At 69.0% G+C, this 25,589-nt stretch carries 22 protein-coding genes and 1 other annotated feature (1 of these 23 cut by a window edge); of the genes, 14 read left to right on the plus strand and 8 right to left on the minus strand.

Features of this window, described 5'->3' with window-relative positions:
• Window positions 1–231: 231 nt before the first annotated feature.
• The gene (tpiA, locus tag ACLBX9_RS21825; RefSeq protein ID WP_010682267.1) at window positions 232–993 is read right to left on the minus strand and encodes a triose-phosphate isomerase; all 762 of its coding nucleotides are present in this window, start codon (window positions 991–993) and stop codon (window positions 232–234) included.
• Between the two features lie 184 nt (window positions 994–1,177).
• Between tpiA and ACLBX9_RS21830 the strand changes: the two genes are divergently transcribed.
• From ACLBX9_RS21830 to ACLBX9_RS21860, 7 genes are all read left to right on the plus strand, one after another.
• Window positions 1,178–3,079 (plus strand): peptidyl-prolyl cis-trans isomerase, encoded by a 1,902-nt coding sequence (locus ACLBX9_RS21830; RefSeq protein ID WP_447720400.1) that lies wholly within the window; start codon window positions 1,178–1,180, stop codon window positions 3,077–3,079.
• Window positions 3,080–3,082: 3 nt separating this feature from the next.
• Window positions 3,083–4,603 carry an anthranilate synthase component I gene (gene trpE, locus ACLBX9_RS21835; RefSeq protein ID WP_447720401.1) on the plus strand — a complete coding sequence of 507 codons (1,521 nt, stop codon included), beginning with the start codon at window positions 3,083–3,085 and terminating at the stop codon, window positions 4,601–4,603.
• 98 nt (window positions 4,604–4,701) lie between these two features.
• Window positions 4,702–5,316, plus strand: a complete 615-nt coding sequence (locus ACLBX9_RS21840; protein WP_039892524.1) for an anthranilate synthase component II — start codon at window positions 4,702–4,704, stop codon at window positions 5,314–5,316.
• A gap of 35 nt (window positions 5,317–5,351) precedes the next feature.
• Window positions 5,352–6,389 (plus strand): anthranilate phosphoribosyltransferase, encoded by a 1,038-nt coding sequence (trpD, locus tag ACLBX9_RS21845; RefSeq protein WP_447720402.1) that lies wholly within the window; start codon window positions 5,352–5,354, stop codon window positions 6,387–6,389.
• Window positions 6,386–7,303, plus strand: a complete 918-nt coding sequence (gene trpC, locus ACLBX9_RS21850; RefSeq protein ID WP_447720403.1) for an indole-3-glycerol phosphate synthase TrpC — start codon at window positions 6,386–6,388, stop codon at window positions 7,301–7,303. The genes trpD and trpC overlap by 4 nt, the downstream gene beginning before the upstream one ends.
• Window positions 7,304–7,306: 3 nt before the next feature.
• Window positions 7,307–7,798 (plus strand): cyclic pyranopterin monophosphate synthase MoaC, encoded by a 492-nt coding sequence (gene moaC / locus ACLBX9_RS21855; RefSeq protein WP_010682261.1) that lies wholly within the window; start codon window positions 7,307–7,309, stop codon window positions 7,796–7,798.
• Entirely contained in the window at window positions 7,795–9,024 is a 1,230-nt protein-coding gene (locus ACLBX9_RS21860; RefSeq protein ID WP_447720404.1) for a molybdopterin molybdotransferase MoeA, read from the plus strand. Before moaC ends, ACLBX9_RS21860 begins: the two co-directional genes overlap by 4 nt.
• Before the next feature lie 51 nt (window positions 9,025–9,075).
• Here ACLBX9_RS21860 and ACLBX9_RS21865 read toward each other — a convergent pair whose 3' ends face one another.
• Complete coding sequence (locus ACLBX9_RS21865) at window positions 9,076–10,857, minus strand: hypothetical protein (RefSeq protein ID WP_447720405.1); 1,782 nt, start codon at window positions 10,855–10,857, stop codon at window positions 9,076–9,078.
• Between the two features lie 157 nt (window positions 10,858–11,014).
• Between ACLBX9_RS21865 and ACLBX9_RS21870 the strand changes: the two genes are divergently transcribed.
• The 3 genes from ACLBX9_RS21870 (at window position 11,015) to ACLBX9_RS21880 (ending at window position 14,364) form a co-directional block, all read left to right on the plus strand.
• Window positions 11,015–12,517, plus strand: a complete 1,503-nt coding sequence (locus ACLBX9_RS21870; RefSeq protein WP_447720406.1) for an NAD(P)/FAD-dependent oxidoreductase — start codon at window positions 11,015–11,017, stop codon at window positions 12,515–12,517.
• A gap of 114 nt (window positions 12,518–12,631) precedes the next feature.
• Complete coding sequence (locus ACLBX9_RS21875; RefSeq protein ID WP_447720407.1) at window positions 12,632–13,900, plus strand: PQQ-dependent sugar dehydrogenase; 1,269 nt, start codon at window positions 12,632–12,634, stop codon at window positions 13,898–13,900.
• A gap of 146 nt (window positions 13,901–14,046) precedes the next feature.
• Window positions 14,047–14,364: a c-type cytochrome gene (locus ACLBX9_RS21880; protein ID WP_447720408.1), complete on the plus strand. Its 318-nt coding sequence runs from the start codon at window positions 14,047–14,049 to the stop codon at window positions 14,362–14,364.
• 50 nt (window positions 14,365–14,414) lie between these two features.
• Here the strand turns inward: ACLBX9_RS21880 and lepA are convergent, their stop codons facing one another.
• The 3 genes from lepA to ACLBX9_RS21895 all read right to left on the minus strand — a co-directional run bounded on the left by lepA (window position 14,415) and on the right by ACLBX9_RS21895 (window position 17,548).
• Window positions 14,415–16,217, minus strand: coding sequence for a translation elongation factor 4 (lepA, locus tag ACLBX9_RS21885; protein WP_010682255.1), 1,803 nt, complete (start codon window positions 16,215–16,217; stop codon window positions 14,415–14,417).
• A 289-nt stretch (window positions 16,218–16,506) separates the two neighbouring features.
• Window positions 16,507–16,707 (minus strand): hypothetical protein, encoded by a 201-nt coding sequence (locus tag ACLBX9_RS21890; RefSeq protein ID WP_010682254.1) that lies wholly within the window; start codon window positions 16,705–16,707, stop codon window positions 16,507–16,509.
• Window positions 16,708–16,768: 61 nt separating this feature from the next.
• The gene (locus tag ACLBX9_RS21895; RefSeq protein WP_447720409.1) at window positions 16,769–17,548 is read right to left on the minus strand and encodes a HugZ family pyridoxamine 5'-phosphate oxidase; all 780 of its coding nucleotides are present in this window, start codon (window positions 17,546–17,548) and stop codon (window positions 16,769–16,771) included.
• A 400-nt stretch (window positions 17,549–17,948) separates the two neighbouring features.
• Between ACLBX9_RS21895 and ACLBX9_RS21900 the strand changes: the two genes are divergently transcribed.
• The 4 genes from ACLBX9_RS21900 (at window position 17,949) to ACLBX9_RS21915 (ending at window position 21,502) form a co-directional block, all read left to right on the plus strand.
• Window positions 17,949–18,659: a response regulator transcription factor gene (locus ACLBX9_RS21900; protein ID WP_010682252.1), complete on the plus strand. Its 711-nt coding sequence runs from the start codon at window positions 17,949–17,951 to the stop codon at window positions 18,657–18,659.
• 68 nt (window positions 18,660–18,727) lie between these two features.
• Window positions 18,728–20,485: a stimulus-sensing domain-containing protein gene (locus tag ACLBX9_RS21905; RefSeq protein WP_432419908.1), complete on the plus strand. Its 1,758-nt coding sequence runs from the start codon at window positions 18,728–18,730 to the stop codon at window positions 20,483–20,485.
• On the plus strand, window positions 20,485–20,925 hold the full coding sequence (locus ACLBX9_RS21910; RefSeq protein ID WP_447720410.1) for an HPr kinase/phosphorylase: 441 nt from the start codon (window positions 20,485–20,487) through the stop codon (window positions 20,923–20,925). Before ACLBX9_RS21905 ends, ACLBX9_RS21910 begins: the two co-directional genes overlap by 1 nt.
• A gap of 175 nt (window positions 20,926–21,100) precedes the next feature.
• Complete coding sequence (locus tag ACLBX9_RS21915) at window positions 21,101–21,502, plus strand: PTS sugar transporter subunit IIA (protein ID WP_010682249.1); 402 nt, start codon at window positions 21,101–21,103, stop codon at window positions 21,500–21,502.
• 6 nt (window positions 21,503–21,508) lie between these two features.
• Here ACLBX9_RS21915 and ACLBX9_RS21920 read toward each other — a convergent pair whose 3' ends face one another.
• The 3 genes from ACLBX9_RS21920 to ACLBX9_RS21930 all read right to left on the minus strand — a co-directional run bounded on the left by ACLBX9_RS21920 (window position 21,509) and on the right by ACLBX9_RS21930 (window position 25,517).
• Window positions 21,509–22,396, minus strand: a complete 888-nt coding sequence (locus ACLBX9_RS21920; RefSeq protein WP_447720411.1) for an EamA family transporter — start codon at window positions 22,394–22,396, stop codon at window positions 21,509–21,511.
• Window positions 22,397–22,606: 210 nt separating this feature from the next.
• A complete protein-coding gene (gene hslU, locus ACLBX9_RS21925) occupies window positions 22,607–23,920 on the minus strand; it encodes an ATP-dependent protease ATPase subunit HslU (protein ID WP_010682247.1) in 1,314 nt (437 codons plus the stop codon).
• 100 nt (window positions 23,921–24,020) lie between these two features.
• A complete protein-coding gene (locus ACLBX9_RS21930) occupies window positions 24,021–25,517 on the minus strand; it encodes a SulP family inorganic anion transporter (RefSeq protein ID WP_447720412.1) in 1,497 nt (498 codons plus the stop codon).
• A gap of 58 nt (window positions 25,518–25,575) precedes the next feature.
• Window positions 25,576–25,589 (minus strand) — a sequence feature (sul1 is cis-regulatory element that is thought to sense ions involved in sulfur or methionine metabolism; They are found in Alphaproteobacteria); it runs 42 nt beyond the window's last position.

The raw sequence follows: 25,589 nt of genomic DNA on the forward strand, positions 1-25,589 counted from the left end.
AATGTGCTTTTCCAGGTATGACGGACCGATGCCACCGCTCCGCATCATCCCGGGGCCGCGTAGCGGCACCCGGGATCAAGAACCGCCGACGAGCAAGAACTTTCACCGCCAGCGGCTCTGGATTCCGGGCTCGCCTTCGGCGCCCCGAACTGACGGCGCGGGTCGTTGCTCTACGTCGACGGGGTCCTTGATCTAAGCTTTCCTCAGCTCGTCACGAGGGCGCGAGCGCGCTCACGCGTAGGCGGCGCAGATCCCAAGGAAGTCCTCGGCCACGAGGCTCGCGCCGCCGACCAGCGCGCCGTCGACGTTGTCGACCGACAGCAGCTCCTTGGCGTTCCCCGGCTTCACCGAGCCGCCGTAGAGGATGCGGATCTTCTGCGCCTCGTCGCCAACGAGCTTGTCGAGCATCTCGCGCAGCGAGGCGTGGACCTCCGCGATGTCGCGCGGGGTCGGGGTGCGGCCCGAGCCGATCGCCCAGACAGGCTCGTAGGCGATGACCGTGTCGGTCGCCTTGGCGCCCTTCGGCAGGCCGATGGCGAGCTGGGCGCGGACGATGTCGAGGGCGCGGCCCTGCTCGCGCTCCTCGATGGTCTCGCCCACGCAGATGATGCCGCACAGGCCGGCCCGGCGGGCGCCCAGCGCCTTAGCGTGGACGCCGTCGTCGGTCTCGTGGTGGTAGGCCCGCCGCTCGGAATGCCCGACGATCACGTACTTGGCGCCGAGATCGGCCAGCATCTCGGCCGAGATGGAGCCCGTGAAGGCGCCGCTCTCGCGGGCGTGCAGGTTCTGTCCGCCGATGGCGATGGGCGAGCCCGCAGACGCCGCCACGCAAGAGCTGATCAGTGTCGCGGGTGGGCAGATCAGGACGTCGATCCGGCCAGCGAGCTCCTGCGAGAGCCGGTCGCGGATCGTTTCGACCACTTGGATCGAAGCCCGCGTGCCGTTCATCTTCCAGTTGCCAGCGACCAGTGGCCTGCGTCCCGACTGCGTCATTCCTGCCCTCGCGCCACGCCGCCTGCCGGACGTTGCCGGGGCCTACCAGAGCGAGCTTGAGCGTGCAAACAGGTCTCGGCCGCCAAGCCTTTGCCTGTGGACCCGAATGGTCTATCGCGGTCGGCTCTCGGGGATGGTGCCGCTCCGGCGACGGGCGGCTGCCGAAGGTATTCGATCACAGACCATGCTTCAGGGCATCCGCAACGCAACCCAGCACTGGCTCGGCAAGATCATCTTGACGGTCATCTTCACGCTGTTGATCGCCGGTGTCGGCATCTACGGCGTCGAGGAGTTCTTCCGCGGCGGCGCGAGCAACCGCGTGGCCACCGTCGGCAGCACGCCGATCACCGCCGAGCAGGTGCGTCAGGCCTATCAGAACCAGCTGCAGCGCTATCAGGCGCAGCTGAAGCGCGCCCTGACCCCCGATCAGGCACGGATGCTCGGCCTCGACCGGCAGGTCATGTCCCAGCTCATCACCGAGGCGGCCCTCGACCAGAAGACGCACGATCTCGGCCTCGCGGTGCCGGATTCCGCGGTGATCCGGGCGATTCACGACGAGAAGAGCTTCCAGAACGCGCAGGGACAGTTCGAGCCGCAGCTCTTCTACCAGACGCTGCAACGCGCCGGCCTGAACGAGGGGATGTTCGTGCGCGAGCAGCGCTCGGTCATCGCCCGCCTGCAGCTGGCCGAGGCTGTCTCGTCCGATCTGCACGTGCCGGTGGCGATGCGCGAGGCAGTCCATCGCTACACGACCGAGCGCCGCTCCGCCGCCTACCTGATGCTGACGCCCTCCACCGCCGGCCAGATCCCGGATCCGACCGACGAGGAGCTGAAGACCTGGTACGAGGCCAACAAATCGGGATTCCGGGCGCCGGAGTTCCGCTCCGCCAATCTCCTCGTGGTCGATCCGGAGGCTATGGCGAAGCCCGACGCGATCACCGACGCCGACGCCCGCGCCGCCTACGGTCTCAACAAGGACCGCTACGGCAGCCCGGAGAAGCGCACGATCCAGCAGATCGTCTTCCCCGATGCTGCCGCCGCAGAGACCGCCCGCAAGGCGATCGAGGACGGCTCCAAGACGTTCGAGGCCGTGGCGACCGAGCGGGGTACCGACGAGAAGGACCTGACGCTGGGCACGCTCACGAAGAGCGAACTGTTCGACAAGGCCGTGGCGGACGCCGCCTTCGCGCTGCCGGAGGGTGGCGTGAGCCAGCCGGTCCAGGGGCGGTTCGGCACGGTGCTGCTGCGGGTGACCAAGATCGAGTCCGGGACAGTGAAGCCCTTCGACCAGGTCGAGGGGGAGATCCGCAAGGGGCTGGCTCTGGCCCGGGCGCGCGACGCCATGGAGAATACCCGCGACGCCATCGAGGACCAGCGCGCGGGCGCCAAGCCGCTCACCGACATCGCCGTCGAGCGCGGGCTCAAGATCGTGACCGTGAAGGCCATCGATCCCCAGGGCAAGGATCCGGAGGGCCGCAAAGTCGCCGACATCCCCGATCCAGACACGACCCTGCCGGCCTTGTTCCGCGCCGAGATCGGCGGCGATAACGAGCCCCTGCGCACCAAGGCGGGCGGCTACGTCTGGTACGACGTCACCAACATCGACCCCGCGCACGACAAGCCCCTCGATCAGGTCAAGGACGGCGTGAAGGCCGGCTGGACCGCCGCCGAGATTGCGAAGCGCCTCCAGGCCAAGGGGCGCGAGCTCGTCGAGAAGCTCAACACGGGCGAGACCATCGAGGCGGTGGCCCAAGAGGTCGGCGTCAACGCGCAGGAGGTGCAGGATCTCGCGCGCAATCAGGCCAAGGACATGCTGACCGCTGACGACGTCAACCTCATCTTCGCGACGGCGGTGGGCAAGGCTGGCACGGCGGCGGCGGGCGATTCGCGCGCGGTGTTCAAGGTCACGGCGGCGACGATGCCGGCCTTCGTGGCCGACAGCCCGAGCGACAAGACCATCACCCAGAGCTTCCAGGCGGCGCTCGCCGACGATGTGCTGTCGCAGTACATCGGCGAGGTCCAGAAGAACGCGGGCGTGAAGGTCGACGCGACGGCCCTGCGCCGGGCGTTGGGCGGCGAGTACTGAGGCATGGCCGAGGCGCCTGACTACGCGGCTTTCGCGGCACGCTATGAGGCTGGCCAGCCGGGTCTCGTCGCGCTGACCCTCGTGGCCGACCTTGAGACGCCCGTCGCTGCCTTCCTCAAGCTGCGGGATCGGCACGCGGGCTCCGCGTTTCTTCTCGAATCCGTCGAGGGCGGTGCCGTTCGCGGTCGCTACTCGATGATCGGGCTCGACCCGGACCTGGTCTGGCGCTGCCAGGACGGCGCGGCGGCCATCGCCCGCGATGCCGACCTGACCCAGTTCGTATCGGACGACCGCGCCCCGCTCGCGAGCCTGCGGGCTCTGATCGCCGAGAGCGCCATCGGCGACGCGGCGGATGGCGACCTGCCGCCGATGGCCGCCGGCCTGTTCGGCTATCTCGGCTACGACATGGTCCGCGCCATGGAACGGCTGCCGGAGCCGAATCCGGATCCCCTGGGCGTGCCGGACGCGATCCTGATCCGCCCGCGGGTGATGGTCGTCTTCGACTCGATCCGCGATCTCATCACCGTCGTCTCGCCGGTGCGGCCCGCGCCGGGCGTCGCGCCCCGGGCGGCCTACGAGGATGCGCTGCAGCGCCTCGACCGGGTGGCCGCCGCGCTCGAGGGACCGCTTCCGATCGAGGCCCGGGTGGACCTCTCGGCGGTCGCGCATCCGGAGCCGGTCTCGAACACCCCGCCGGACGACTTCTTCGCCATGGTCGCGCGGGCCAAGGAGTACATCGTCGCGGGCGACGTGTTCCAGGTCGTGCTGTCTCAGCGGTTCTCCGCCCCGTTCACCCTGCCGGCCTTCAGCCTGTACCGCTCGCTCCGGCGCACAAACCCGGCGCCGTTCCTCTGCTACCTCGACTTCGAAGCCTTCCAGATCGTCTGCTCGTCGCCGGAGATCCTGGTGCGGGTTCGGGAGGGCACCGTGACGGTGCGGCCGATCGCCGGCACCCGTCGCCGCGGCGCGACCCCGGCGGAAGACGCGGCGCTCGCGGCCGAACTCCTTGCCGATCCCAAGGAGCGCGCCGAGCACCTCATGCTGCTCGACCTGGGTCGCAACGACGCCGGCCGCGTCTCGCGGATCGGCAGCGTACGGGTGACCGACTCGTTCTTCATCGAGCGCTACAGCCAGGTGATGCACATCGTGTCGAACGTCGAGGGCGACCTCGATCCGCGGCACGACCCGCTGGATGCCCTGGCGGCCGGGTTCCCGGCCGGCACGGTCTCGGGCGCCCCGAAGGTGCGGGCCATGGAGATCATCGACGAACTGGAGCGCGAGAAGCGCGGGCCCTACGCGGGCTGCATCGGCTATTTCGGCGCGCGCGGCGAGATGGACACGTGCATCGTGCTCCGCACCGCCGTGGTCAAGGACGGGCGGATGCACGTCCAGGCCGGCGCCGGGATCGTCTACGATTCGGATCCTGCGTCCGAGCAGCAGGAATGCGTCAATAAGGCCAAGGCGCTGTTTCGGGCGGCCGAGGAGGCGGTGCGGTTCGCCGCGCAGGCGAAGCGCGGGCAGTAAACGACACCCCGATCGAAGCCGGTCGCCAGATGCAGTGCATGGTTGACCGCTCCGCCCCGAGCGGTCACATCGCGCCCATGCCCGAGCGTGCCGCCGCGATGCCCAACGTCCTCGTCATCGACAACTACGACTCCTTCACGTGGAATCTGGTCCACCTGATCGGTCCGCTGTGCGGCGCGATCGACGTGGTGCGCAACGACGCGCTCACCGTCCCCGAGATCCGCGCGAAGGCGCCGGACGCGATCGTGCTCTCGCCGGGCCCCTGCACGCCCAACGAGGCGGGCATATGCCTCGACGTCGTGCGCGACCTCTCGGAGGAAATCCCGATCTTCGGCGTGTGTCTCGGCCTCCAGGCGATCGGGCAGGCCTTCGGGGGCGACGTGGTCCGGGCGCCGCTGCCACTGCACGGCAAGGTCTCGACAATCCGGCACGGCGCCCGCGGACTCTTCCGCGGCCTGAACGACAGTTTCGAGGCCACGCGCTACCACTCGCTCGTGGTCGATCGTGCGAGCTGCCCGCAATCGCTTCGGGTCACCGCCGAGGCCGACGGTCTCATCATGGGCCTGGAACACACCGAGCGCCCGCTCCACGGCGTCCAGTTCCATCCGGAGAGCATCCGCTCCCAGCACGGGACGGAGATCGTAAAGAACTTCCTCGATCTGGCCGCCGCCTGGAACGCGGCGCGTGACAGGACCCGCGTCGACGTGCATTGACGCCCGGAGGCCGAGAGGGCCTTCCGACAGAGCGCATGGACAGTTTCAGACCCCATCTCGCGAAGGTCGCCGGAGGCCTCGCCCTCGACCGTGACGAGGCGCGCGCCGCCTTCGACGACCTCTTGTCGGGGGAGGTGACGTCCGTGCAGGCCGGCGCCTTCCTGGCCGCCCTCAAGGTGCGTGGCGAGACCGTGGAGGAGATCGTCGGCGCCGCCGAGGCCATGCGGGCGCGCATGACCCGCGTCGCGGCGCCCGGGAACGCCGTCGACGTGGTCGGCACCGGCGGGGACCATTCCGGCAGCGTGAACGTCTCGACCCTCGCGGCCATCCTGGTGGCCGCCTGCGGCGTGCCGGTGGCCAAGCACGGCAACCGTGCCGCGACCTCGCGCTCGGGCGCCGCCGACGTGCTCGCCGCCCTCGGCGTCCGGCTCGGGCTCGACGCGCAGAGCCAAGCGCGCTGCCTCGACGAAGCCGGCCTCTGTTTCCTGTTCGCCCAGGCGCACCATCCGGCGATGCGCCACGTGGCGGCGGTCCGCTCCGAGCTGCCGGTGCGAACGATCTTCAACCTGCTCGGCCCGCTCAGCAATCCGGCCGGCGTCGCCTACCAGCTCTTCGGTGTTGCCCAGGAGGCCCTAGCCGAGCCGCTGACGCGGGTGCTGGCGGAACTCGGCAGCCGCCGGGTCTGGACCGTGCATGGCTCCGACGGGCTCGACGAGATCACCGTCACGGGGCCGTCGCGCGTGGTCGCCCTGGAGGAAGGCCGGATCTCGCGGTTCACCATCGACCCGCGGGACCTCGGGCTGCCGCTGCGCGCGCCCGAAGAGTTGCGGGGCGGCGATCCTGCCGACAACGCCCGGTCACTGGAGGCGGTGCTCGCCGGGGCACGCAACGCCTACCGGGACATCGCGGTTCTCAATGCGGCGGCCGCACTCGTCGTCGCGGGGGGCGCGGCGACCCTAGCGGACGGGCTTGCGCGGGCGCAGGATGCCGTGGAGTCCGGGGCGGCCCGGGCGACACTCGCCCGACTGATCCGGGCCTCGAACGACCACTCCACTGGGCCGGAGGGCCGATGAGCGCGATCACGCATGAGGCGAAGGGGGTCGCTGCACCCGAGGGGGAGAGCGAGCGCCCGAACGTCCTCGCCCGCATCGAGGCCTACAAGCGCCGCGAGATCGCCGAGGCAAAGCTGCGGGTGCCGCTCGCCAAGCTCGAGCGCAAGGTCGCGCAGGCCGAGCCCGTGCGCGGCTTCGCGGCGGCGATCCGGGCCCACCTTGCCGAAGGACGCCCTGGGCTGATCGCCGAGGTGAAGAAGGCCTCGCCCTCGAAGGGCCTGATCCGGGCCGATTTCGATCCGGCGCGCCTTGCCGCTGCCTACGAGGCCGGGGGCGCCACCTGCCTCTCGGTCCTGACCGACGAGCCTTCGTTCCAGGGTCGGCCGGAATACCTGACGGCGGCCCGCGACGCCTGCGGGCTGCCGGTCCTGCGCAAGGACTTCCTGTTCGAGCCCTATCAGGTCTACGAGGCCCGGGCCTGGGGCGCAGACTGTATCTTGGTCATCATGGCTTGCCTCGACGATGACGAGGCGGTCGACCTCGTCGAGACAGCGCACCTCCTCGGGATGGACGTGCTGGTCGAGGTCCACGACGCGGCGGAGCTGGAGCGCGCCATCCCTCTGGGCGCCGCACTCATCGGGATCAACAACCGGAACCTGAAGACCTTCGAGGTGTCGTTCGACACCGCCATCCGCCTCGGTGCGGGGATTCCGTCGGACAGGATCGCCGTCGCCGAGAGCGGGATCGGCGGACATGCCGATGTGGTGCGCCTTCGGGAGAATGGTCTCGGCGTGGTGCTCGTCGGCGAGAGCCTGATGCGGCAGGCGGACGTCACCCGGGCGACCCGGGCGCTGCTCTTCGGCGAGGCCGAGGGAACGGGGATCAACGCCAAGGCCACCGAGCCCAAGGGCGGCAAGGTCAAGAAGAAGGGCTGAGCGATGCAGCCCGGCGCGACGCTCACCCATCTCGATACCAGCGGCGCGGCCAACATGGTCGACGTCACCGACAAGCCCGCCACGGACCGCACCGCGCGCGCGGAGGGCGTCATCGTGATGAGGCCCGAAACCCTGACGCTGATCCGCGAAGGTGATGCCAAGAAGGGCGACGTGATCGGCACGGCTCGCCTCGCCGGCATCATGGCGGCCAAGCGCACCCACGAACTGATTCCCCTCTGCCACCCGCTGCTCCTCTCGAAGGTGCGGGTCGAGTGTGAGCCGGACGACGCACTGCCTGGCTTGCGCGTCGTCGCCGAGGTGCGGGTCCAAGGTCCCACTGGCGTCGAAATGGAGGCGCTGACGGCGGTTTCGGTGGCCTGCCTCACGGTCTACGACATGGTGAAGGCCGTCGATCGCGGCATGCGGATCGAGGGCATAAGGCTCGTCGCCAAGGACGGAGGCCGCTCCGGCGCCTACCGGGCTCCCGCCGCATGAGCGGCCTTATCCCGGTCGCGGAGGCGCTCGATCGCGTCCTGTCGAGCGTCGCCGGTCCCGTCGAACCCGAGATCGTGTCGCTGGCCCAGGCCGCCGGCCGGACGCTTGCCGCCGATATCGTCGCGACGCGCACCCAACCGCCGTTTCCGGCCTCCGCGATGGATGGCTACGCGGTCCGGCGCGCCGATGCGGATGTTGTGGGGGCGCGGCTGCGCCTCATCGGCAGCAGCGCGGCCGGACACGGCTACACTGGCGCGATCGGTCCCGGCGAGACGGTGCGCATCTTCACCGGCGCCCCAGTGCCCGAAGGGGCGGACGCGATCCTGATCCAGGAGGACGCCCGGACGGACGGCGACACCGTGCAGGTCGTCGAGCCGGTGGAGCCCGACCGTTTCATCCGCCGTGCCGGACTCGATTTCTCCGCCGGCGATACCCTGCTTTCGGCCGGGATGAGCCTCGATGCCCGGCGCCTCGCCCTGGCGGCAGCGGCCGGCCATCCCCGCCTTTCCGTCAGGCGCAGGCCACGGGTCGCGATTCTCGCGACCGGCGACGAACTCGTTGAGCCGGGTGCAGCTCCGGCCTGGGACCAGATCGTCGCCTCGAACAGCCTCGCGCTCGGTGCGCTCGCCGCGGAAGCCGGGGCCGAGATCATCGATCTCGGCATCGCGGCGGATAATCACGACGCGCTCGAGGATGCGTTCCGGCGCGCGCGAAACGCGCGGGCCGACGTGCTGGTGACGCTCGGCGGCGCGTCGGTCGGCGATCACGACCTCGTCCAGGCAGCCCTCGCCAGGGAGGGGTTGGAACTCGGCTTCTGGCGCGTGGCGCTGCGGCCCGGAAAGCCGCTGATGCACGGGCGCCTCGGCGACATGCTGGTCATCGGTCTACCGGGAAATCCGGTCTCGTCCATCGTCTGCGGGCTGCTGTTCGTTGTGCCGGCGATCCGCGCACTTCAGGGCGATCCCCAGGCGGGCGCAGACCGCAGCGAGGCGGCGACCCTGGGCCGCGATCTGCAGGCCAATGACGGGCGTGCCGATTACATGCGCGCGACCCTCGCGGTCGAGCCGGGCCGCCTGCCAGTGGCGACGCCGGAGCAGCGGCAGGATTCCTCGATGCTGGCGGTCCTCGGTCGTGCCGAGGCGCTGCTGCTCCGCGCACCGCACGAGCCTGCTGCGAGGGCCGGCGACCTTTGCCGGATCATCCGGCTCGACCGCCGCCTTCTCTGACCCGACGCCGCGCGCCGGACGCGAGGAACGGTCGCCGACCGATGCGCGCGCCTACCGCGGCGGCACGCGCCAGACCTTCAATGGGCCTGGCAAGTCCAGGGGCTCGAGTCGTTCGGATCGCACCGCCCCGGCGGCGAGCCGCGTCGCGAAGGCGGGCTCGGCCTGGAGATCGTCGGCCGGACGATCCGGGCAGGCGACGAGATAGCGGATCCCGAAATCCCGCAGTACGGCGTCGAGATCCGCCTCGGTCCCGCCCAGTCCCTCGATGGCCGCCTGGAGGCCGGTTATGGCGCGGTGATAAGGGGCTGCCACGATGCTGTGGGGCGTGCGTAGCAGGATCGTCGGTCCCATGAAGACCGGCGCCAGTACGGTCCCGGGCGGAAGCGCGGCCAGGGGACGCAGGGCGGCCTCGCTCTGGCAGGCGACCGCGCCCGCGGGATCGAGGGCCGTGCGCGATGCGGGCGCGAGGGTCTCGGCAAGCATGGACGGGACCATCCAGAGCGTGCTCACGAGGCCGCAGCCCAGCGCCAGAAGACCCCAGCGCCGTGCGCCGCCGCCTGGCTCGCCCGCGCGGGTGACGGCGCGGTCGATCACCGCCCCGCCCACGACCGGCACGAAACCCGAGGCGATGTAGAGGCCGCGGAACTGGAAGTACCCGAGGATCAGGCCGGGCCACAGGAACAGCGCGATGACGGACCACGCGCGCCGCTGCGGGCCGCGCCACGTCATCCAGGCGGCACTCAGGCCCGCGAGCAGCGCCACCGGGTAGAAGACCAGGACCTCCCACTGCCCGTGATCGACGAACTTTGGCACCGAGGCCATCTCGTTGACCGTCAGCAGCCAGTGGACCCGCACCAACTCAGGCATGCCGGGGAACGGGCCGCCGAGGCAGGCCGGGAAGGCGAGGACGAAGCCGGACAGAAGGACGGTGCCGAACAGGCCGGCGAGGGCCGCACGCGCCCGCATCGCGGCAAGGTGAGGCGCCAGGATCACGGCCGAAGATCCGAGGACGAAGCCGCCGGAGGTCAGCCATAGCCAGGGTGTCGAGAGCGCGTCGCAGCGCGGCGCGGTCCAGAGTCCGGGAGACGTCTGGGCAGCGAAGAGCAGCGGCGCGGCGGTTCCGAGGGCGAGGCCGAAGCCCGACAGCACTGGCAGGGCGGCACGGCCGCGCAGGCACCAATCCCCCGTCAGATAGAGAGCGGCGAGGGCGATGGCTGGCAAGCCCTCGAGCCCGACTGCGAGCGACAGGGCTGCCAGGCACCCGCCGCCGAGGCCTGCCCGAAAGCCGCCGCGGATCATGCAGAAGGCCAGGCCCAGAATGGCGAGGATCTGGACGTTGTGATGATCGACGCGCCCCGGCTGGAACTGGATGGCCACCCCGAAGGTCTGGGTCGCCACGAGGATGGCCAGGATCGCCGCCCGGCTGCCGAAGCTGGCGCGCGTGCCGCGGTACAGCACGACGGCGTACAAGCCGAACAGCGCGGCTGGCCAGAGCACGGCCGTCACGCCGAGGGCGAGTTGCACGCCCAGGACGGGGGCCAGCGCCGCGACTAGCCCGGCGATGGGAGCGTCCACCAGACGCGACCAGTGGCTCGGTACCCCCGCGGGGGCGAGGAAACGGTACTGGACGTTGTCGTACCAGCCCTGACCGGCCAGGAGGTCGCGCACCTCGACGAGCCGCATCGCATCATCGGTATCGGGCAACCGGAGATGACGAACCGTCTCCCAGACGTCGTGGGGCGGGTACAGGGTCGCGAGGCAGAGCGCGACGATCATCCAGACGATCGCGCGACGGTCGATCCGGCCCGGCATGACGGCGACCGCGGACGGCATCACTTCCCCCTGCGCGCCGCGGGCGAGCGGCGGCTCCTCTATCTCCGAAGACGCTTAAGGACCGGTCAATCCGCTGCGACGACATTCCTTAACCATCCGCCTGCGATAACCGGCGGGCCGGAACGGGTTCCGGCCGGGCAGCCAGCCGGAGCAGGGGATGAGCCACCACACCGAGACGCTGGTGATCGGCGCCGGGCCCGCGGGGCTCACCGCCGCCTACCTGCTGTCGAAGCAGGGGCGCTCGGTCATCGTCCTGGAGCGGGATCCGGCCCAGGTCGGCGGCATCTCGCGGACGGTCTCACACAACGGCTACCTCTTCGACATCGGCGGACACCGGTTCTTCTCGAAGTCGAAGGCTGTGGTCGATCTGTGGGACGAGATCCTGCCGAACGATTTCATCGAGCGTCCGCGCCTGTCACGGATCTACTACCGCGGCCGCTACTACGCCTATCCGCTCAAGGCTTTCGAGGCGTTGCGCAACCTCGGCGTTTTGACCAGCGTGGCCTGCCTCGCCTCCTACCTCCATGCCCGCGCGCGGCCGGTGGCCGACCCGAAGACCTTCCACGCCTGGGTGCGCAACCAGTTTGGCGAGCGGCTCTTCACCATCTTCTTCAAGACTTACACCGAGAAGGTGTGGGGCATGTCCTGCGACGCGATATCGGCCGATTGGGCGGCCCAGCGGATCAAGGGGCTCGACCTCGGCGCCGCGATCCGCGACGGGCTCAGGCGCTCGCTCGGCCTGCACAAGCGGGCCCGGTCGAGCGGCCCGGTGATCAAGACTTTGATCGAGTCGTTTCGCTATCCGCGGCGCGGGCCCGGCATGATGTGGGAGGCGGCCGCGGCCAAGACCCGGGCGCAGGGCGGCCGGGTGCTCCTGGACCGCGGCGTCGACTCGCTCAGCTACGATGCCGGTACAGGTCTCTGGACAGTGGCGGCGCGCGGCGCCGACGGCACCCGCGAGACCTTCACGGCCCGCCACGTCGTATCCTCGGCACCGGTGCGGGACCTGATCGATTCGATGCGGCCGCGACCGCTGAGCACCTTCAACGCGCGGTCGCTGAAATATCGGGATTTCCTCACCGTCGCGCTCATCGCCAGATCCCGGACGCAGTTTCCAGACAACTGGATCTATATCCACGATCCGTCGGTGAAGGTCGGCCGCGTGCAGAATTTCCGCTCCTGGTCGCCCGAGATGGTGCCCGACGAGGGCCACACCTGCCTCGGCCTCGAGTACTTCTGCTTCGAGGGCGACGGATTGTGGAACGCCACGGATGCCGACCTCGTGGACCTGGCGAAGCGCGAGATTGGACAGATCGGCCTGATCGACCCGGCCGACGTGGTCGATGCCTGCGTGGTCCGCCAGCCGAAGGCTTACCCGGTCTACGACGAGGAATATGCCGGCCACGTCTCCACGGTGCGCCGAGAGCTGGAGCGGGATTTCCCGACCCTGCACCTCGTCGGCCGCAACGGCATGCACAAGTACAACAATCAAGACCACGCGATGATGACCGCGATGCTGACCGTGGAGAACATCCTCTGCGGCCGGCGCCGGCACGACGTGTGGCAGGTCAACGAGGACGCCGAGTACACGGAGGCGGGGGTGTCGGGCGCGCAGGCCGCGCTGGGCAGCGAGCGACTCGTGCCGCGGAAGGTCGCCTGACAGGCGACAGGGATCGGGCCGCGTCACCGGCGCGGCTTGTTCCTGGAAATCTCGCCTCTATCGTTCGCTGCCGGACAGGCCCAGGTTCAAGGGCCGCCGGGAGGAACGTTTCCGATGCGATCATTGATCATCGCCGCACTTCTGGCCGGCGCCGCCGCGCCCGCTCTGGCGCAGGGCGCCGCCCCGGCCGAGACGAAGGCCAAGACCGACGATCTGGAGAAGCTCGAAGGCTTTCATAGCACCAACACGCAGGCCGCCCCCGAGGTGCCGCAGACCGGTCGGCGGGCGGACGCGATCCGCAAGAACCTCGGCAAGGTCAAGCTGCCGGACGGCTTCAAGATCGACCTCTATGCCGTCGTACCGGATGCCCGCGCCATCGCGGTCGGCCCCAATGCCGGCGTGCTCTTTGTCGGCACGCGAAAGAGCAAGATCTACACGGTCACCGACCGCGACAAGGACCGGGTCGCCGACGAGGTTCGCCCCTTCGCGCCGGGCATCGAGTTCAAGATCCCGAACGGCGTCTGCTTCTCGAAGGACGGCGTGCTCACCGTGGTGGAGCAGAACCGGGTGCTGGCCTTCCCGGCCGCCGAGTTCTTCTACGAGAACCCCGACGTCGCCGCCGGCGTGCTGGTGAAGCAGGGCGAGCTGATCCCGGCCTCCGAGGAGAGCTTCAACCACACCGCCCGGGTCTGCCGGGTGGGTGCGGACGGCAAGACCTACATCGCGCTCGGCCAGCCCTACAACGTGCCGCCCGCTGAGAAGATGGATTTGTACAAGAAGGCGGGGATCGGCGGCATCATCCGCATCGATGCCGACGGCAAGAATCGCGAAGTCTACGCCACTGGCATCCGCAACTCGGTGGGAATGGATTTTGCCGCCGACAAGACGCTCTGGTTCACCGACAATCAGGTCGACGGCATGGGCGACGACAAGCCGCCGGGCGAGCTGAACCACGCCACCAAGGCCGGCGAGAATTTCGGCTTCCCGTGGTTCGGCGGCGGATCCGTCCGCACGGTCGAGTACAAGGACCAGACGCCGCCGGCCGACGCCGTCGCCCCCATGGCCGAGCTGCCGCCGCACGCGGCCGATCTCGGCATGACCTTCTACAACGGCAAGCAGTTCCCGGCCTCGTACAAGGGCGGGATCTTCATCGCCGAGCACGGCTCGTGGAACCGCACCGAGCCGGTGGGCGCACGGGTGATGTTCGCCAAGCTCGGGGCCGACGGGAAGGTCGAATCGGTGAAGCCCTTCGCGGAGGGCTGGCTTACCGGTGACGGCGAGTATCTGGGGCGTCCGGTGGACGTGGCGGTGATGCTCGACGGCTCGCTGCTGGTCTCAGACGATTCCGCCGGGGCGATCTACCGGATCTTGTACGAGAAATAAGGGGTTCTTCCCTCCCCCTTGCGGGGAGGGATCGAGGGTGGGGGTGGTGCAGGATGAGGCGCAGCGGTGCCTCCTGCACCACCCCCACCTCCAACTCCTCCCCGCAAGGGGGAGGAGCGTATCGTCGTGCAATCCGAGCCCGCCTGATGATCCGTCCGCTTTTCGTCCTGATCGCCACCCTCGTCCCGCTCACGGCCCAGGCCGGCGACGCGGCCGCGGGCAAGAAGCGCGCGAGCGCCTGCCAGACCTGCCACGGGATGGACGGGCTCTCGAAGCTGCCGGAGGCGCCCAACCTCGCCGGGCAGGTCGAGCCCTACCTCGTGAAGGCGCTCACCGAGTACCGCGACGGCAAGCGGCAGAACGAGATCATGAACGTGGTCGCGAAGGAGCTGACGGACGCCGATATCGCGAATCTGGCGGCGTATTATTCTGGGATCCAAGTTGATGTGCTGCCGCCGGGGTAACCCGCGCGCGCTCCAACCTCCCTTTGCGGGAACGGGAGGGCGGAGTTGCCTCAATCGTCCATCTTCAGGGCGGCGATGAACGCCTCCTGCGGGATCTCCACGCGCCCGAACTGGCGCATCTTCTTCTTGCCTTCCTTCTGCTTGTCCAACAGCTTGCGCTTGCGCGAGATGTCGCCGCCGTAGCACTTGGCGGTCACGTCCTTCGACAGCGCCTTGATCGTCTCGCGGGCGATGATCTTGCCGCCGATCGCCGCCTGAACGGGGATCTGGAACAGGTGGCGAGGGATCAGATCCTTCAGCTTCTCGCACATCGCCCGGCCGCGCGACTCGGCGCGGGTGCGGTGGACCAGCATCGATAGGGCATCCACCGGCTCGGCGTTGACCAGGATCGACATCTTGACGAGGTCACCCTCGCGGTAATCGGACACATGGTAGTCGAAGGAGGCGTAGCCCTTCGAGATCGACTTCAGCCGGTCGTAGAAGTCGAAGACCACCTCGTTCAGCGGCAGGTCGTAGACCACCATGGCGCGCTTGCCGACGTAGTTGAGGTCGATCTGCACGCCGCGCCGGTCCTGGCAGAGCTTGAGCACGCCGCCGAGGTACTCGTCGGGCGTCAGGATCGTTGCGCGGATCCAGGGCTCCTCGACCGTCTCGATCTTCATGACGTCCGGCATGTCGGCCGGGTTGTGCAGCTCCTTGGTCTCGCCGTCGCGCATCTTGAGGCGGTAGACCACAGAGGGCGCCGTTGAGATCAGGTCGAGGTTGAACTCGCGCTCCAGCCGCTCCTGGATGATCTCCAGGTGCAGCAGCCCGAGGAAGCCGCAGCGGAAGCCGAAGCCGAGGGCGGCCGAACTCTCCATCTCGTAGGAGAACGATGCGTCGTTCAGGCGGAGCTTGCCCATGGCAGAGCGCAGATTCTCGAATTCGGCCGCATCCACCGGGAACAGGCCGCAGAACACCACCGCCTGCACTTCCTTGAAGCCCGGCAGCATCTCGGTGGTCTGGCGCTTGTCCTCGGTGATGGTGTCGCCGACGCGGGTGTCGGCGACCTCCTTGATCGAGCCGGTGAAGAAACCGACCTCGCCCGGGCCCAACTCGCCGATATCGGCCATCTTCGGCCGGAACACGCCGATCCGGTCGACGCCGTAGACGGCGTCGGCGCCCATCATGCGAATGGTCATGCCCTTCTTGAGGGTCCCGTCGATGATCCGCACCAGCACCACGACGCCGAGATAGGCGTCGTACCAGCTGTCCACGAGGAGCGCCTTCAGGGGTGCGTCGCGGTTGCCCTTCGGGGGCGGCAGGCGCGTGACGATGGCCTCCAACACCGCTTCGATGTTGAGGCCGGTCTTCGCCGAGATCGGCACCGCGTCGGAGGCGTCCAGGCCGATCACCTCCTCGATCTGCTCCTTCACCCGGTCCGGCTCGGCGGCCGGAAGATCGACCTTGTTGAGGACCGGGACGATCTCGTGGTTGGCGTCCAGTGCTTGGTAGACGTTGGCGAGGGTCTGTGCCTCGACGCCCTGGGACGCGTCCACCACCAGCAGCGAGCCCTCGCAGGCGGCGAGCGAGCGCGAGACCTCGTAGGCGAAGTCCACGTGGCCGGGCGTGTCCATCAGGTTCAGGACGTAGTCCTTGCCGTCCTCGGCCTTGTATTCCAGACGCACGGTCTGCGCCTTGATGGTGATGCCGCGCTCCTTCTCGATATCCATCGAGTCGAGCATCTGCTCGCTCATGTCGCGCAGCGCCACGGTGCCGGTGGCCTGGATCAGCCGGTCTGCCAGGGTCGATTTGCCGTGGTCGATATGCGCGACGATCGAGAAGTTGCGGATGGATTCGATCGGGGCTGTCATCGGCATTCCGTTCGGGCGCGCGCCGGCGCGCACCGTCTGTCGTCTGGACGTGTTCGGATGGATCGGCTCCCGCGCGAGATAGCAGCGCGGCGGGAAGGCGCCAAGCGCGGCCTAAGCGCCGACGTGCGTCGTCGTCGAGGCGATAGCTCAGTCCTAGGATACCACGATTGCGCGGCAGGGATGACGAAAAGCCCCATCCCGTCGGCCCCCACAGACGAAACGACGGGGGCCGGAATAGTCCGGCCCCCGGGTCAAGGTCGCGTCTGGCACGAAATCGCGGGCGGCCGGCTTAGCGGCCGCGATCCCGGATCAAGCGTTCGATCTCCGCCTCGCCGTGGGAGCGCGCCTTAGCCTCGGTCGGATGCTTCCGGTCCGAGCGCTGGTGCAGCTTGCCGTGCTTGCGGATGCTCCACTGGAACAACGAGCCGCTCTCGCCGACCGGCTCAACGTCAAGGCTGAAGGGGTAGGTATCTGTCTGCGTGTCGCTCATGGGGCCGATATGGGGCATTCAGCGACGTTTCGCCATGCCCCCGGATGAAGTCCTTCTGGACTCATGACGGTGAGTCGGTCGTTCGCGCCCGCGCAGCCATGGCGACGAGGCTTTTGCGCAGCGTTCCCATGTCGGTCACGCGCTCCGGGTAGGTGACACGGGCCGTGCGGTCACCCGCGATCAGATCCATTCCCTCCGGATCCAAGCCGCTGAGCCGCCAGGGCAGCCCTGCTTCGACCCCGGAGCCGGAGGCGTAGAGGGCCAGGGCATCGGCGTGGTCGGCATTCATGTGCTCCACGGCGCCTCGCTCGCCCGCCACGATAGCCTGCGCGTCCGCGAGGTCGAGAAGGAGTTGGTCGCGCGTGAGCGTCGCCGCCTTGGCGAAACCGCCGTTCAGGTGTCCGGTTTCCGGATCGAGGGCGAAGAACCCGAAATCCGGGAAGTCGGCGTAGAGCTTGGCCTTGGGATGACGCGCGAGGAATCGCTCCCGCGCCCGCGCTTCCCCCGTCTGGACGGCGCGGCCGACGACGGTCAGCCTGGGATGGGCGAGGGGATCGCCCTTGCCGCCCTGCGAAAACAGCAGCGAGCAGCGCGGATTGGCCAGCAGGTTGCGGGTGTGGGCCGAGAGACGCGACAGCAGCATGAGCGGCGTGCCATCCGTGTCGGTCGCCATCGTCACCAGGGAGGCGAAGGGCGTGCCGTCCGGGTCGAGGGTCGCGAGCGCCCCGGACCGGATGCTGCGCAGAAGGATCCGCGACAGGCCGATGGCGTCGAACGGCGCTGCCTCCGCCGGCAGCGGCCGGGCCGGGCCCCGGGGTGCGTCTTCGTTCGTCTCGCCCATGCCGTTCCGTCCCAACCGGATCGCTGCCGCAGTGCCCGGTCACGTTAACGGCACTGCCGGCTCCACGCGAGACGTCCGGCCCGCGTCACATCACGGCACGTGCCACGGCAAAGGTCCACGTGCCACAGCGGATACCGCTCAGCGCATTGGCCGGACCGACCGGACCGCGGCATCGGGCGCGGCCACGGAAGGAGGCGATCGATTGGTCGTTACAGCCAAGCTATGACCGCCGCTCGCTTTTTCCATGTGACCGTACTAAAGCACCTGTCCCTTTGCGCGCGCCGGGCTGCGCCGAAACCGCCCGGTTCGCGCTCTTGTCTGCCCCTCAGGGGCCGGGACGCGGCGCGGCCTGCGCGTTGAGCCGGGACCGCGCCCGAACCCGTTCAGTCAGGGACCGCGCATGCCGACCATCGCCCTCGTCGACGACGACCGGAACATCCTCACCTCTGTGTCGATCGCGCTGGAGACCGAAGGCTACCGCATCCAGACCTACACGGACGGCGCCTCCGCCCTCGACGGTCTGCGGCATTCCCCGCCCGATCTCGCGATCTTCGACATCAAGATGCCGCGCATGGACGGGATGGAGCTTCTCCGACGCCTGCGGCAGAAATCTGACCTTCCCGTGATCTTTCTGACCTCGAAGGACGAGGAGATCGACGAGCTGTTCGGCCTCAAGATGGGCGCAGACGACTTCATCCATAAGCCGTTCTCCCAGCGGCTGCTGGTCGAGCGCGTGAAGGCGGTGCTGCGCCGCTTCGCCAAGGAAGCACCCGGCGCCACGCCGCGCGGGGCCGAGGAGGTCGCGGCACGTTCCCTGGAGCGCGGCGCGCTGATGATGGATCCCGAGCGCCACACCTGCACGTGGAAGGGCGAGCCTGTGACGCTCACTGTCACCGAGTTCCTGATCCTTCAGGCTCTCGCCCAGCGCCCCGGCGTCGTGAAGAGCCGCAACGCCCTGATGGACGCGGCCTACGACGATCAGGTCTACGTCGATGACCGGACCATCGACAGCCACATCAAACGCCTGCGCAAGAAGTTCAAGGTGACCGACCAGAGCTTCGACATGATCGAGACGCTGTACGGGGTCGGCTACCGGTTCAAGGAGGCGTGACCTTCGGGATCCGCCGCGTGACCGCCCGCACACCCGCCCAGGCCGAGGATGCGCGAGACCGCTCCACCCTGACCCAGGCTCTGTCCCGCCCGCTCGCCTGGCCCCGCGCCCTCTGGGACGCGATCGGCCAGCGCGCCTCGTCGAGCCTGACGCGCCGTATCGTCGTCCTCAACCTCGTCGGGCTGATCGCGCTGCTCGTCGGGTTCCTCTACCTCAACCAGTTCCGCCAGGGCCTGATCCAGGCCCGGACCCAGAGCCTCGCGATTCAGGGCGAGATCATCGCGGGCGCCATCGCGGCCTCCGCGTCGGTGGACACCGACACGATCCGCATCGACCCCGACAAGCTGCTCCAGCAGCAGGCCGGCGAGGCAGCGACGGAGGAGGAATCGCAGCCGCTCGCCTTCTCGCTCAATCCCGAGAAGGTGGCGCCGCTGCTCTCGCGCCTCGTCACGCCCACGGGCAACCGCGCCCGCGTCTACGATCAGGAGGGGGGCCTCCTGTTCGACACGCGCACCCTGTTCAAGCGCGGCGACGCCGGACGGCCCGATCCGCTCGAGCCGCGGCCGCACAAGCCGGGGATGCTCGAATCCGCCTTCGAGACCATCCAGTCGAAGCTGGGCGGCCTGTTCCGCGGTCGCACTGAGCAGGTCGAGGAGACCGGGCCGGTGAACGGCCATTCCCTCCGGGAGGTCCAGGCGGCGTTGGGCGGCAACCGGGCGAGCCTGGTGCGCCGGAACAAGCTCGGCGAGACCACCGTCTCGGTGGCGGTGCCGATCCACCGGGCCGGCTCGGTCCGGGGGGCGCTGCTGATCTCCACGCAGGGCGATGCGATCGATCGCGTCATCGCCTCCGAGCGATTCGGTCTGTTGCAGGTGTTCCTGGTGGCCTCGGCCGTCATGGTGGTGCTGTCGTTCCTACTGGCGGGCGCCATCGCGGGTCCGGTACGCCGCCTCGCCGAAGCCGCCGAGAAGGTCCGCATGGGCATCAAGACTCGGGAAGAAATCCCGGACTTCACCGAGCGCACCGACGAGATCGGCCACCTGTCCGGGGCGCTCCGCGACATGACCCAGGCGCTTTACCGGCGCATCGACGCCATCGAGAGTTTTGCGGCCGACGTGAGCCACGAATTGAAGAACCCACTCACCTCGCTCCGCAGCGCCGTCGAGACGCTGCCGCTGGCCAAGAGCGATGATTCGCGCGGACGCCTGATGGCGATCATCCAGCACGACGTGAAGCGCCTCGACCGGTTGATCAGCGACATCGCCGACGCCTCGCGCCTCGATGCCGAGCTGGCGCGTGCCGAGGCGCGGCGGGTCGACCTGCGGCGCCTGCTCACCACGGTCGTGTCGGTGGCGAATGAGCGGCGGCGCCCGAAGGATTGCCTGATCCAGTTTGATGTCGACGCGGTCGCGTCGGAGCAGGACGCACCGTTCACGATCATCGGCCACGACAGCCGGCTCGGGCAGGTTGTCAACAACCTCCTCGACAACGCCCGCTCTTTCTCGCCGTCCGACGCGAAGGTCCGGGTGGTGCTGCGAAGGGTGCGCGGCGAGGTCGAACTCGTCTGCGAGGACGAGGGGCCGGGCATCCCGGAGCACGCCCTAGAGCGGATCTTCGAGCGCTTCTACACGGACCGGCCCGAGCAGGGGTTCGGCCAGAATTCCGGCCTCGGCCTGTCGATCTCCCGCCAGATCGTGCAGGCCCATCGGGGTACGATCCGCGCCGAGAATCGGCCGGGCGCTCCCGACGAGGACGGCGAGCCGACCGTGCGCGGGGCGCGCTTCATCGTGCGCCTGCCGGCCGCTCCGCGCCAACTCCACGCCTGATGGTCACCCTCCACGCCGCCTGCTGTGTGCTGGGCGGCGACGGCGTGTTGATTCGCGGAGCTGCGGGTTCAGGCAAGTCGAGCCTCGCCCTGCTGCTCGCCGCGGCGGCGGACGGGGCCTTCGTGGCCGACGACCGGGTCATCTGCACAGTCCAGGCCGGTCGGCTTCTCGCCCGCCCGCACGCGGCCCTGGCCGGTCGCGTCGAGGTGCGCGGGCAGGGCATTCTCGCGGTGACGGAACTGGGCGTCTCCTGCCGGGAGGAGACGGTCCTGCACATCGCAGTGGATCTCGTCGACTCGACGCCGCGGCTGCCGGATCCGCCCGGCGATGCCGAATACTTCGGGATCGCCCTGCCGCGCCTCGTGCTGGACGCGGGAGTGCGCGCCGCCGGTCTGGCCCCGCTGCTCATCCGTGCGGCACTGCGGAAGCAACCGCCGTGACTTCGCAGCCGCACAAGCCGCTGGAGTCGCGCAACAGTGGTATCCCCCCATGGCGCGCAGAAAGCGACCGTGTCATGATCCCAGCAATGTCCGGGCAAAAAAGTCGCGTTCGCCTTGTGGGGGGCTGTGCGATGCACAACATGGCGGCACAGATGGGACGTTGGAACACGTGTCGATGATTGGCATGGTGCTCGTCACCCACGGGCTGCTTGCGACCGAGTTCAAGGCCGCGCTGGAGCACGTGGTCGGCCCCCAGGATCAGATCGAGACGATCACGATCGGGCCGGAAGACGATATGGAGCTGCGACGCCGGGACATCATGTCCGCGGTCTGTCGCGTGAATACCGGAGACGGGGTGGTGGTGCTCACCGACATGTTCGGCGGCACGCCCTCCAATCTCGCGCTCTCCTGCATGAACGGCGGGTCGGTAGAGGTGGTGGCCGGCATCAATCTGCCGATGCTGATCAAGCTAGCCAGCGTCCGCGACGAGGAGAAGCTCGGCGACGCGGTGCTTCACGCTCAAGAAGCCGGCCGCAAGTATATCAACGTCGCCTCGCGGGTTCTCGCGGGCAAATAGGCGTCGTCACGCTTCCAGCGCCGAAGTCGCGGGAACCGACCGCCGCGCACCGATTGTGATCCCCACAGAGGCCGCGATTACGAGGCCGATCGCGAGCCACTGCACGGCGCTGATACGCTCACCCAGCAGGACAAGGCCCGCGCAGGCCGCGACCGCCGGCTCCAAGCTCATCAGCACGCCGAAGCTCTTCCGGTCGAGCCGCCGCAGCGCGACCATCTCGAGCGAATAGGGCAGGGCACTCGACATCAGCGCCACCGCGAGGCCCGCGGCCAGGATGCCGGGGGCGAGCAGGCCCGGCCCGGCCTCCGCCACGCCGAAGGGTGCGACGACCAGCGCCGCGGTGAGCATACCGAGAGAGACGGCCTGACCGCCGTCCATCCGTCCGGCCCGCTGGCCGAACAGGATATACAGCGCCCAAGCGAACGCGGCGCCGAGATCGAGTAGGATGCCGATGGGATCGAGGCCGTCCGTGGTGGCGATCGGCAGGAGGAGCGTGAGGCCGAGGACGGCCACCCCGATCCACAGGAAATCCGATCGACGGCGCGAGGCGATCAGCGCTACGGCGAGCGGGCCAACAAACTCGATCGCCACGGCGGGTCCCAGCGGAAGCCGGGCCAGAGCAAGGTAGAACAGGAGGTTCATCAGCCCGAGGGCGCCCCCGTACAGGGCGATCCAGCCGGCCTCCCGCGCCGGCAGGCTGCGCCGCCACGGCCGCCAGACGGCGACGAGGATCAGCGCCGAGAAACCGACCCGCAGGGCGGATGTGCCGGCAGGGCCGACCGCCGGGAACAGGTTCTTGGCGAAGGTCGCGCCGCACTGGAGCGACACCATGCCGGTGACGAGGGCCATCACCGAGAGCACGGTGTCACCGAGTCCGAACCTGTTGCGTGACACGCGACGCTTCTCTCAAGGATGCGGTGCGACGAGACTGGTACCGGTGCCGCATCCGTCGGCGGCCGCGATCGTCGCCCGGTCACTCCAGAACCGGGATCGTGATGACCCCGGCACGACCGCGGTTCCGACTTCCGAGTCCGCTTCGGGCGACACCGGAGGACGGGCACGATCATCGGTGCGCTCAGGAAGGATTCCGCGCCAGCCCGATCCTCACAGAATGAAGCGGCTCAGATCCGCGTTCGCGGCGAGATCCTCGACACGCGCGCGCACATAGGCGGCGTCGATCGGCACGGTCTCGCCGGACCGGTCGGTGGCAGTGAATGAGATCTCGTCAATTACCCGCTCCAACACGGTCTGAAGTCGGCGGGCGCCGATGTTCTCAACCGAGGCGTTCACCTCCACCGCCACGCGGGCGAGCGCATCCACGGCGTCGTCCGTGAAGTCGAGGGTCACGCCCTCCGTCTCCATCAAGGCGACGGTCTGCTTGATCAGGCTCGCTTCGGTCGACGTGAGGATCTGCTTGAAATCCTCCACGGTGAGCGGCTGCAGCTCGACGCGAATCGGCAGCCGGCCCTGCAACTCCGGCAACAGGTCGGCGGGCTTCGAGACGTGGAAGGCGCCCGACGCGATGAACAGGACGTGGTCCGTCTTCACAGGCCCGTGCTTGGTGGCGACGGTGGTCCCTTCGATCAGCGGCAGCAGATCGCGCTGCACGCCCTCGCGGGACACGTCGCCTGAAGAGCGGCCCTCGCGAGCGCAGATCTTGTCGATCTCGTCCAGAAAGACGATGCCGTTGTTCTCGACCTCGCGGATCGCCTCACGCACCAGCGCCTCGTCATCGACGAGCTTGTCGGATTCCTCGGCCATCAGGGGCGCGTAGGCGTCCCGCACCAGGATCCGCCGCGGCTTGCCGCGCTGACCGCCGAGGGCCTTGCCCAGCATGTCGCCGATATTGATCGCCCCCATGGACGCGCCGGGGACGCCGGGAATCTCGAACATCGGCAGGCCCGCAGGGGCGCCGGAGGTCAGCTCCAGCTCGACCTCCTTGTCGTCCAGCTCGCTGTTGCGCAGCTTGCGCCGGAAGCTGTCGCGTGTCGCGGCGCTCGCGGTCGGTCCCACGAGGGCGTCGAGGATCCGGTTCTCGGCGGCCGCCTCGGCCTTGGCCTTCACGCCCTCGCGCTTCTGCTGGCGCGTCAAGCCGATCGCCACCTCCACGAGGTCGCGGACGATCTGCTCGACGTCGCGGCCGACATAGCCGACCTCGGTGAACTTGGTCGCCTCGATCTTCAGGAACGGCGCGTTGGCCAGCCGGGCGAGTCGGCGGGCGATCTCGGTCTTGCCGCAGCCGGTCGGCCCGATCATCAAGATGTTCTTGGGCGCCACCTCCTCGCGGAGCGGCCCGGTGAGCTGCTGGCGCCGCCAGCGGTTGCGAAGCGCGATCGCCACGGCGCGCTTGGCGTCGTGCTGCCCGACAATGAAGCGATCGAGTTCGGACACGATCTCGCGCGGAGAGAATGTCGTCACCGCTGTGCCATCCCTGTTCCCGGCCTGAAACTGGCCCCGCGCCGGGAATGGGGTCCCGCGCGGCGCCGCGCAAGAGGCGCGGGGGGGACGGATAGCCGTCTCAATGAGCCGTCGGCACCGGCGCGGCGCCGGTCTTGTCGTGCTGGGCGAAGCGCTCCACCAGGGTCATGCTCGCCGCGTTCAGACCTATGACCTCGACGGTGCGCCCGCGGGCGCGCGCCTTCATCACCACCCGGTCGAGGGCCGCGACCGCCGAGATATCCCAGAAATGGGCGGCGTGGACGTCGATCACCAGCCGCTCCACCGGCTCCAGTACGTCGATAGCGCCCTGGAACGTGCCGGCGGAGGCGAAGAAGACCTGGCCGGCGACGCGGTAGGTCCGGGTCTTGCCGTCGGAGGCGAGTTCGGAGGTGATCTGATTCAGCCGCGAGACCTTCCCGGCGAAGAACACGCCGGAGAGCATCACGCCGGCCAGAACGCCGACGGCGAGGTCCTTCGTCGCCACGACCACCAGGACCGTCACCAGCATCACCGCGGAGGACGGCAGCGGGTTCGTCCGCAGCCGCAGCAATGAACGCCAGGAGAACGTGTTGATCGAGACCATGATCATCACGGCGGTGAGCGCCGCCACAGGCACGACGGCGAGCAGGCTTTGCAGGGCGACGAGGAGCACCAGCAGGAAGGCCCCGGCCACCAGCGCGGACAGTCGGCCGCGGGCGCCGGAGGACACGTTGATCACCGACTGCCCGATCATGGCGCACCCACCCATGCCGCCGAAGACTGCCGAGGCCATGTTGGCAACGCCCTGGCCCATGCATTCGCGGTTCTTGTCGCTGCCGGTGTCGGTCATGTCGTCGACGATCTGGGCGGTGAGCAGGCTCTCGAGCAGGCCGACGGCGGCGAGGGTCGCCGCGTAGGGCAGGAGGATCCGCAGGGTGTCGAATGTCAGCGGCACGTCCGGCAGGGCGAAGTGCGGCAGAGCCGAGGGCAGGGCGCCGAGATGCGCCACGGTGCGCACATCGAGGTGAAAGGCGGCCGTGACCGCCGTGAGGACGGCGATCGCCACCAGGGGCGAGGGAACGGCCCGCGTGAACCGCGGCAGGCCGTAGATGATCACGAGGCCGAGGGCGATCAGCCCGTAGGTCGCCGGCGTGACCCCGGTCAGCTCGGGCATCTGCGCCAGGAAGATCAGAATCGCGAGGGCGTTGACGAAGCCGGTCATCACCGATTGCGAGACGAACCGCATCAGCCGGCCGAGCCGCAGCAGGCCGGCCAGGATCTGGAACAGGCCCATCAGGATGGTGGCGGCGAAGAGATACTGGACGCCGTGCGCGCGCACGAGATCCACCATCACGACCGCCGTGGCGGCCGTGGCGGCCGAGATCATCGCCGGGCGTCCGCCCGCGAAGGCAATGGTGCAGGCGATGACGACCGAGGCGTAGAGCCCGACCTTCGGATCGACTCCGGCGATGACCGAGAAACCGATCGCCTCGGGGATCAGAGCCAGGGCGACGACGATCCCCGACAGGGTGTCGCCGCGAATGTTGGATGTCCACGACCGGAAAAGCCCGACGTGTCCCGAAATGCTGCGTGTCATGAGCGAGTCCGCACGAGAGGCGTGTCCGCCTTGGGCGGACGTAGGAGCGTCTCGAATGCGTTGTCCGGCGGA

Source organism: Methylobacterium sp. A49B (assembly GCF_053346215.1).

Excerpts from the sequence above, each read along its gene's own strand:
- ACLBX9_RS21915 (WP_010682249.1), top strand. The coding sequence starts at position 21,101 with ATGATTGGCATGGTGCTCGTCACCCACGGGCTGCTTGCGACCGAGTTC.
- moaC (WP_010682261.1), top strand. The coding sequence starts at position 7,307 with ATGCAGCCCGGCGCGACGCTCACCCATCTCGATACCAGCGGCGCGGCC.
- tpiA (WP_010682267.1), bottom strand. The coding sequence starts at position 993 with ATGACGCAGTCGGGACGCAGGCCACTGGTCGCTGGCAACTGGAAGATG.
- ACLBX9_RS21910 (WP_447720410.1), top strand. The coding sequence starts at position 20,485 with ATGGTCACCCTCCACGCCGCCTGCTGTGTGCTGGGCGGCGACGGCGTG.
- trpC (WP_447720403.1), top strand. The coding sequence starts at position 6,386 with ATGAGCGCGATCACGCATGAGGCGAAGGGGGTCGCTGCACCCGAGGGG.
- ACLBX9_RS21930 (WP_447720412.1), bottom strand. The coding sequence starts at position 25,517 with ATGACACGCAGCATTTCGGGACACGTCGGGCTTTTCCGGTCGTGGACA.
- ACLBX9_RS21880 (WP_447720408.1), top strand. The coding sequence starts at position 14,047 with ATGATCCGTCCGCTTTTCGTCCTGATCGCCACCCTCGTCCCGCTCACG.
- ACLBX9_RS21875 (WP_447720407.1), top strand. The coding sequence starts at position 12,632 with ATGCGATCATTGATCATCGCCGCACTTCTGGCCGGCGCCGCCGCGCCC.
- trpD (WP_447720402.1), top strand. The coding sequence starts at position 5,352 with ATGGACAGTTTCAGACCCCATCTCGCGAAGGTCGCCGGAGGCCTCGCC.
- ACLBX9_RS21860 (WP_447720404.1), top strand. The coding sequence starts at position 7,795 with ATGAGCGGCCTTATCCCGGTCGCGGAGGCGCTCGATCGCGTCCTGTCG.
- ACLBX9_RS21890 (WP_010682254.1), bottom strand. The coding sequence starts at position 16,707 with ATGAGCGACACGCAGACAGATACCTACCCCTTCAGCCTTGACGTTGAG.
- ACLBX9_RS21865 (WP_447720405.1), bottom strand. The coding sequence starts at position 10,857 with ATGCCGTCCGCGGTCGCCGTCATGCCGGGCCGGATCGACCGTCGCGCG.
- trpE (WP_447720401.1), top strand. The coding sequence starts at position 3,083 with ATGGCCGAGGCGCCTGACTACGCGGCTTTCGCGGCACGCTATGAGGCT.
- ACLBX9_RS21830 (WP_447720400.1), top strand. The coding sequence starts at position 1,178 with ATGCTTCAGGGCATCCGCAACGCAACCCAGCACTGGCTCGGCAAGATC.
- ACLBX9_RS21870 (WP_447720406.1), top strand. The coding sequence starts at position 11,015 with ATGAGCCACCACACCGAGACGCTGGTGATCGGCGCCGGGCCCGCGGGG.
- ACLBX9_RS21895 (WP_447720409.1), bottom strand. The coding sequence starts at position 17,548 with ATGGGCGAGACGAACGAAGACGCACCCCGGGGCCCGGCCCGGCCGCTG.
- ACLBX9_RS21840 (WP_039892524.1), top strand. The coding sequence starts at position 4,702 with ATGCCCAACGTCCTCGTCATCGACAACTACGACTCCTTCACGTGGAAT.
- ACLBX9_RS21900 (WP_010682252.1), top strand. The coding sequence starts at position 17,949 with ATGCCGACCATCGCCCTCGTCGACGACGACCGGAACATCCTCACCTCT.
- lepA (WP_010682255.1), bottom strand. The coding sequence starts at position 16,217 with ATGACAGCCCCGATCGAATCCATCCGCAACTTCTCGATCGTCGCGCAT.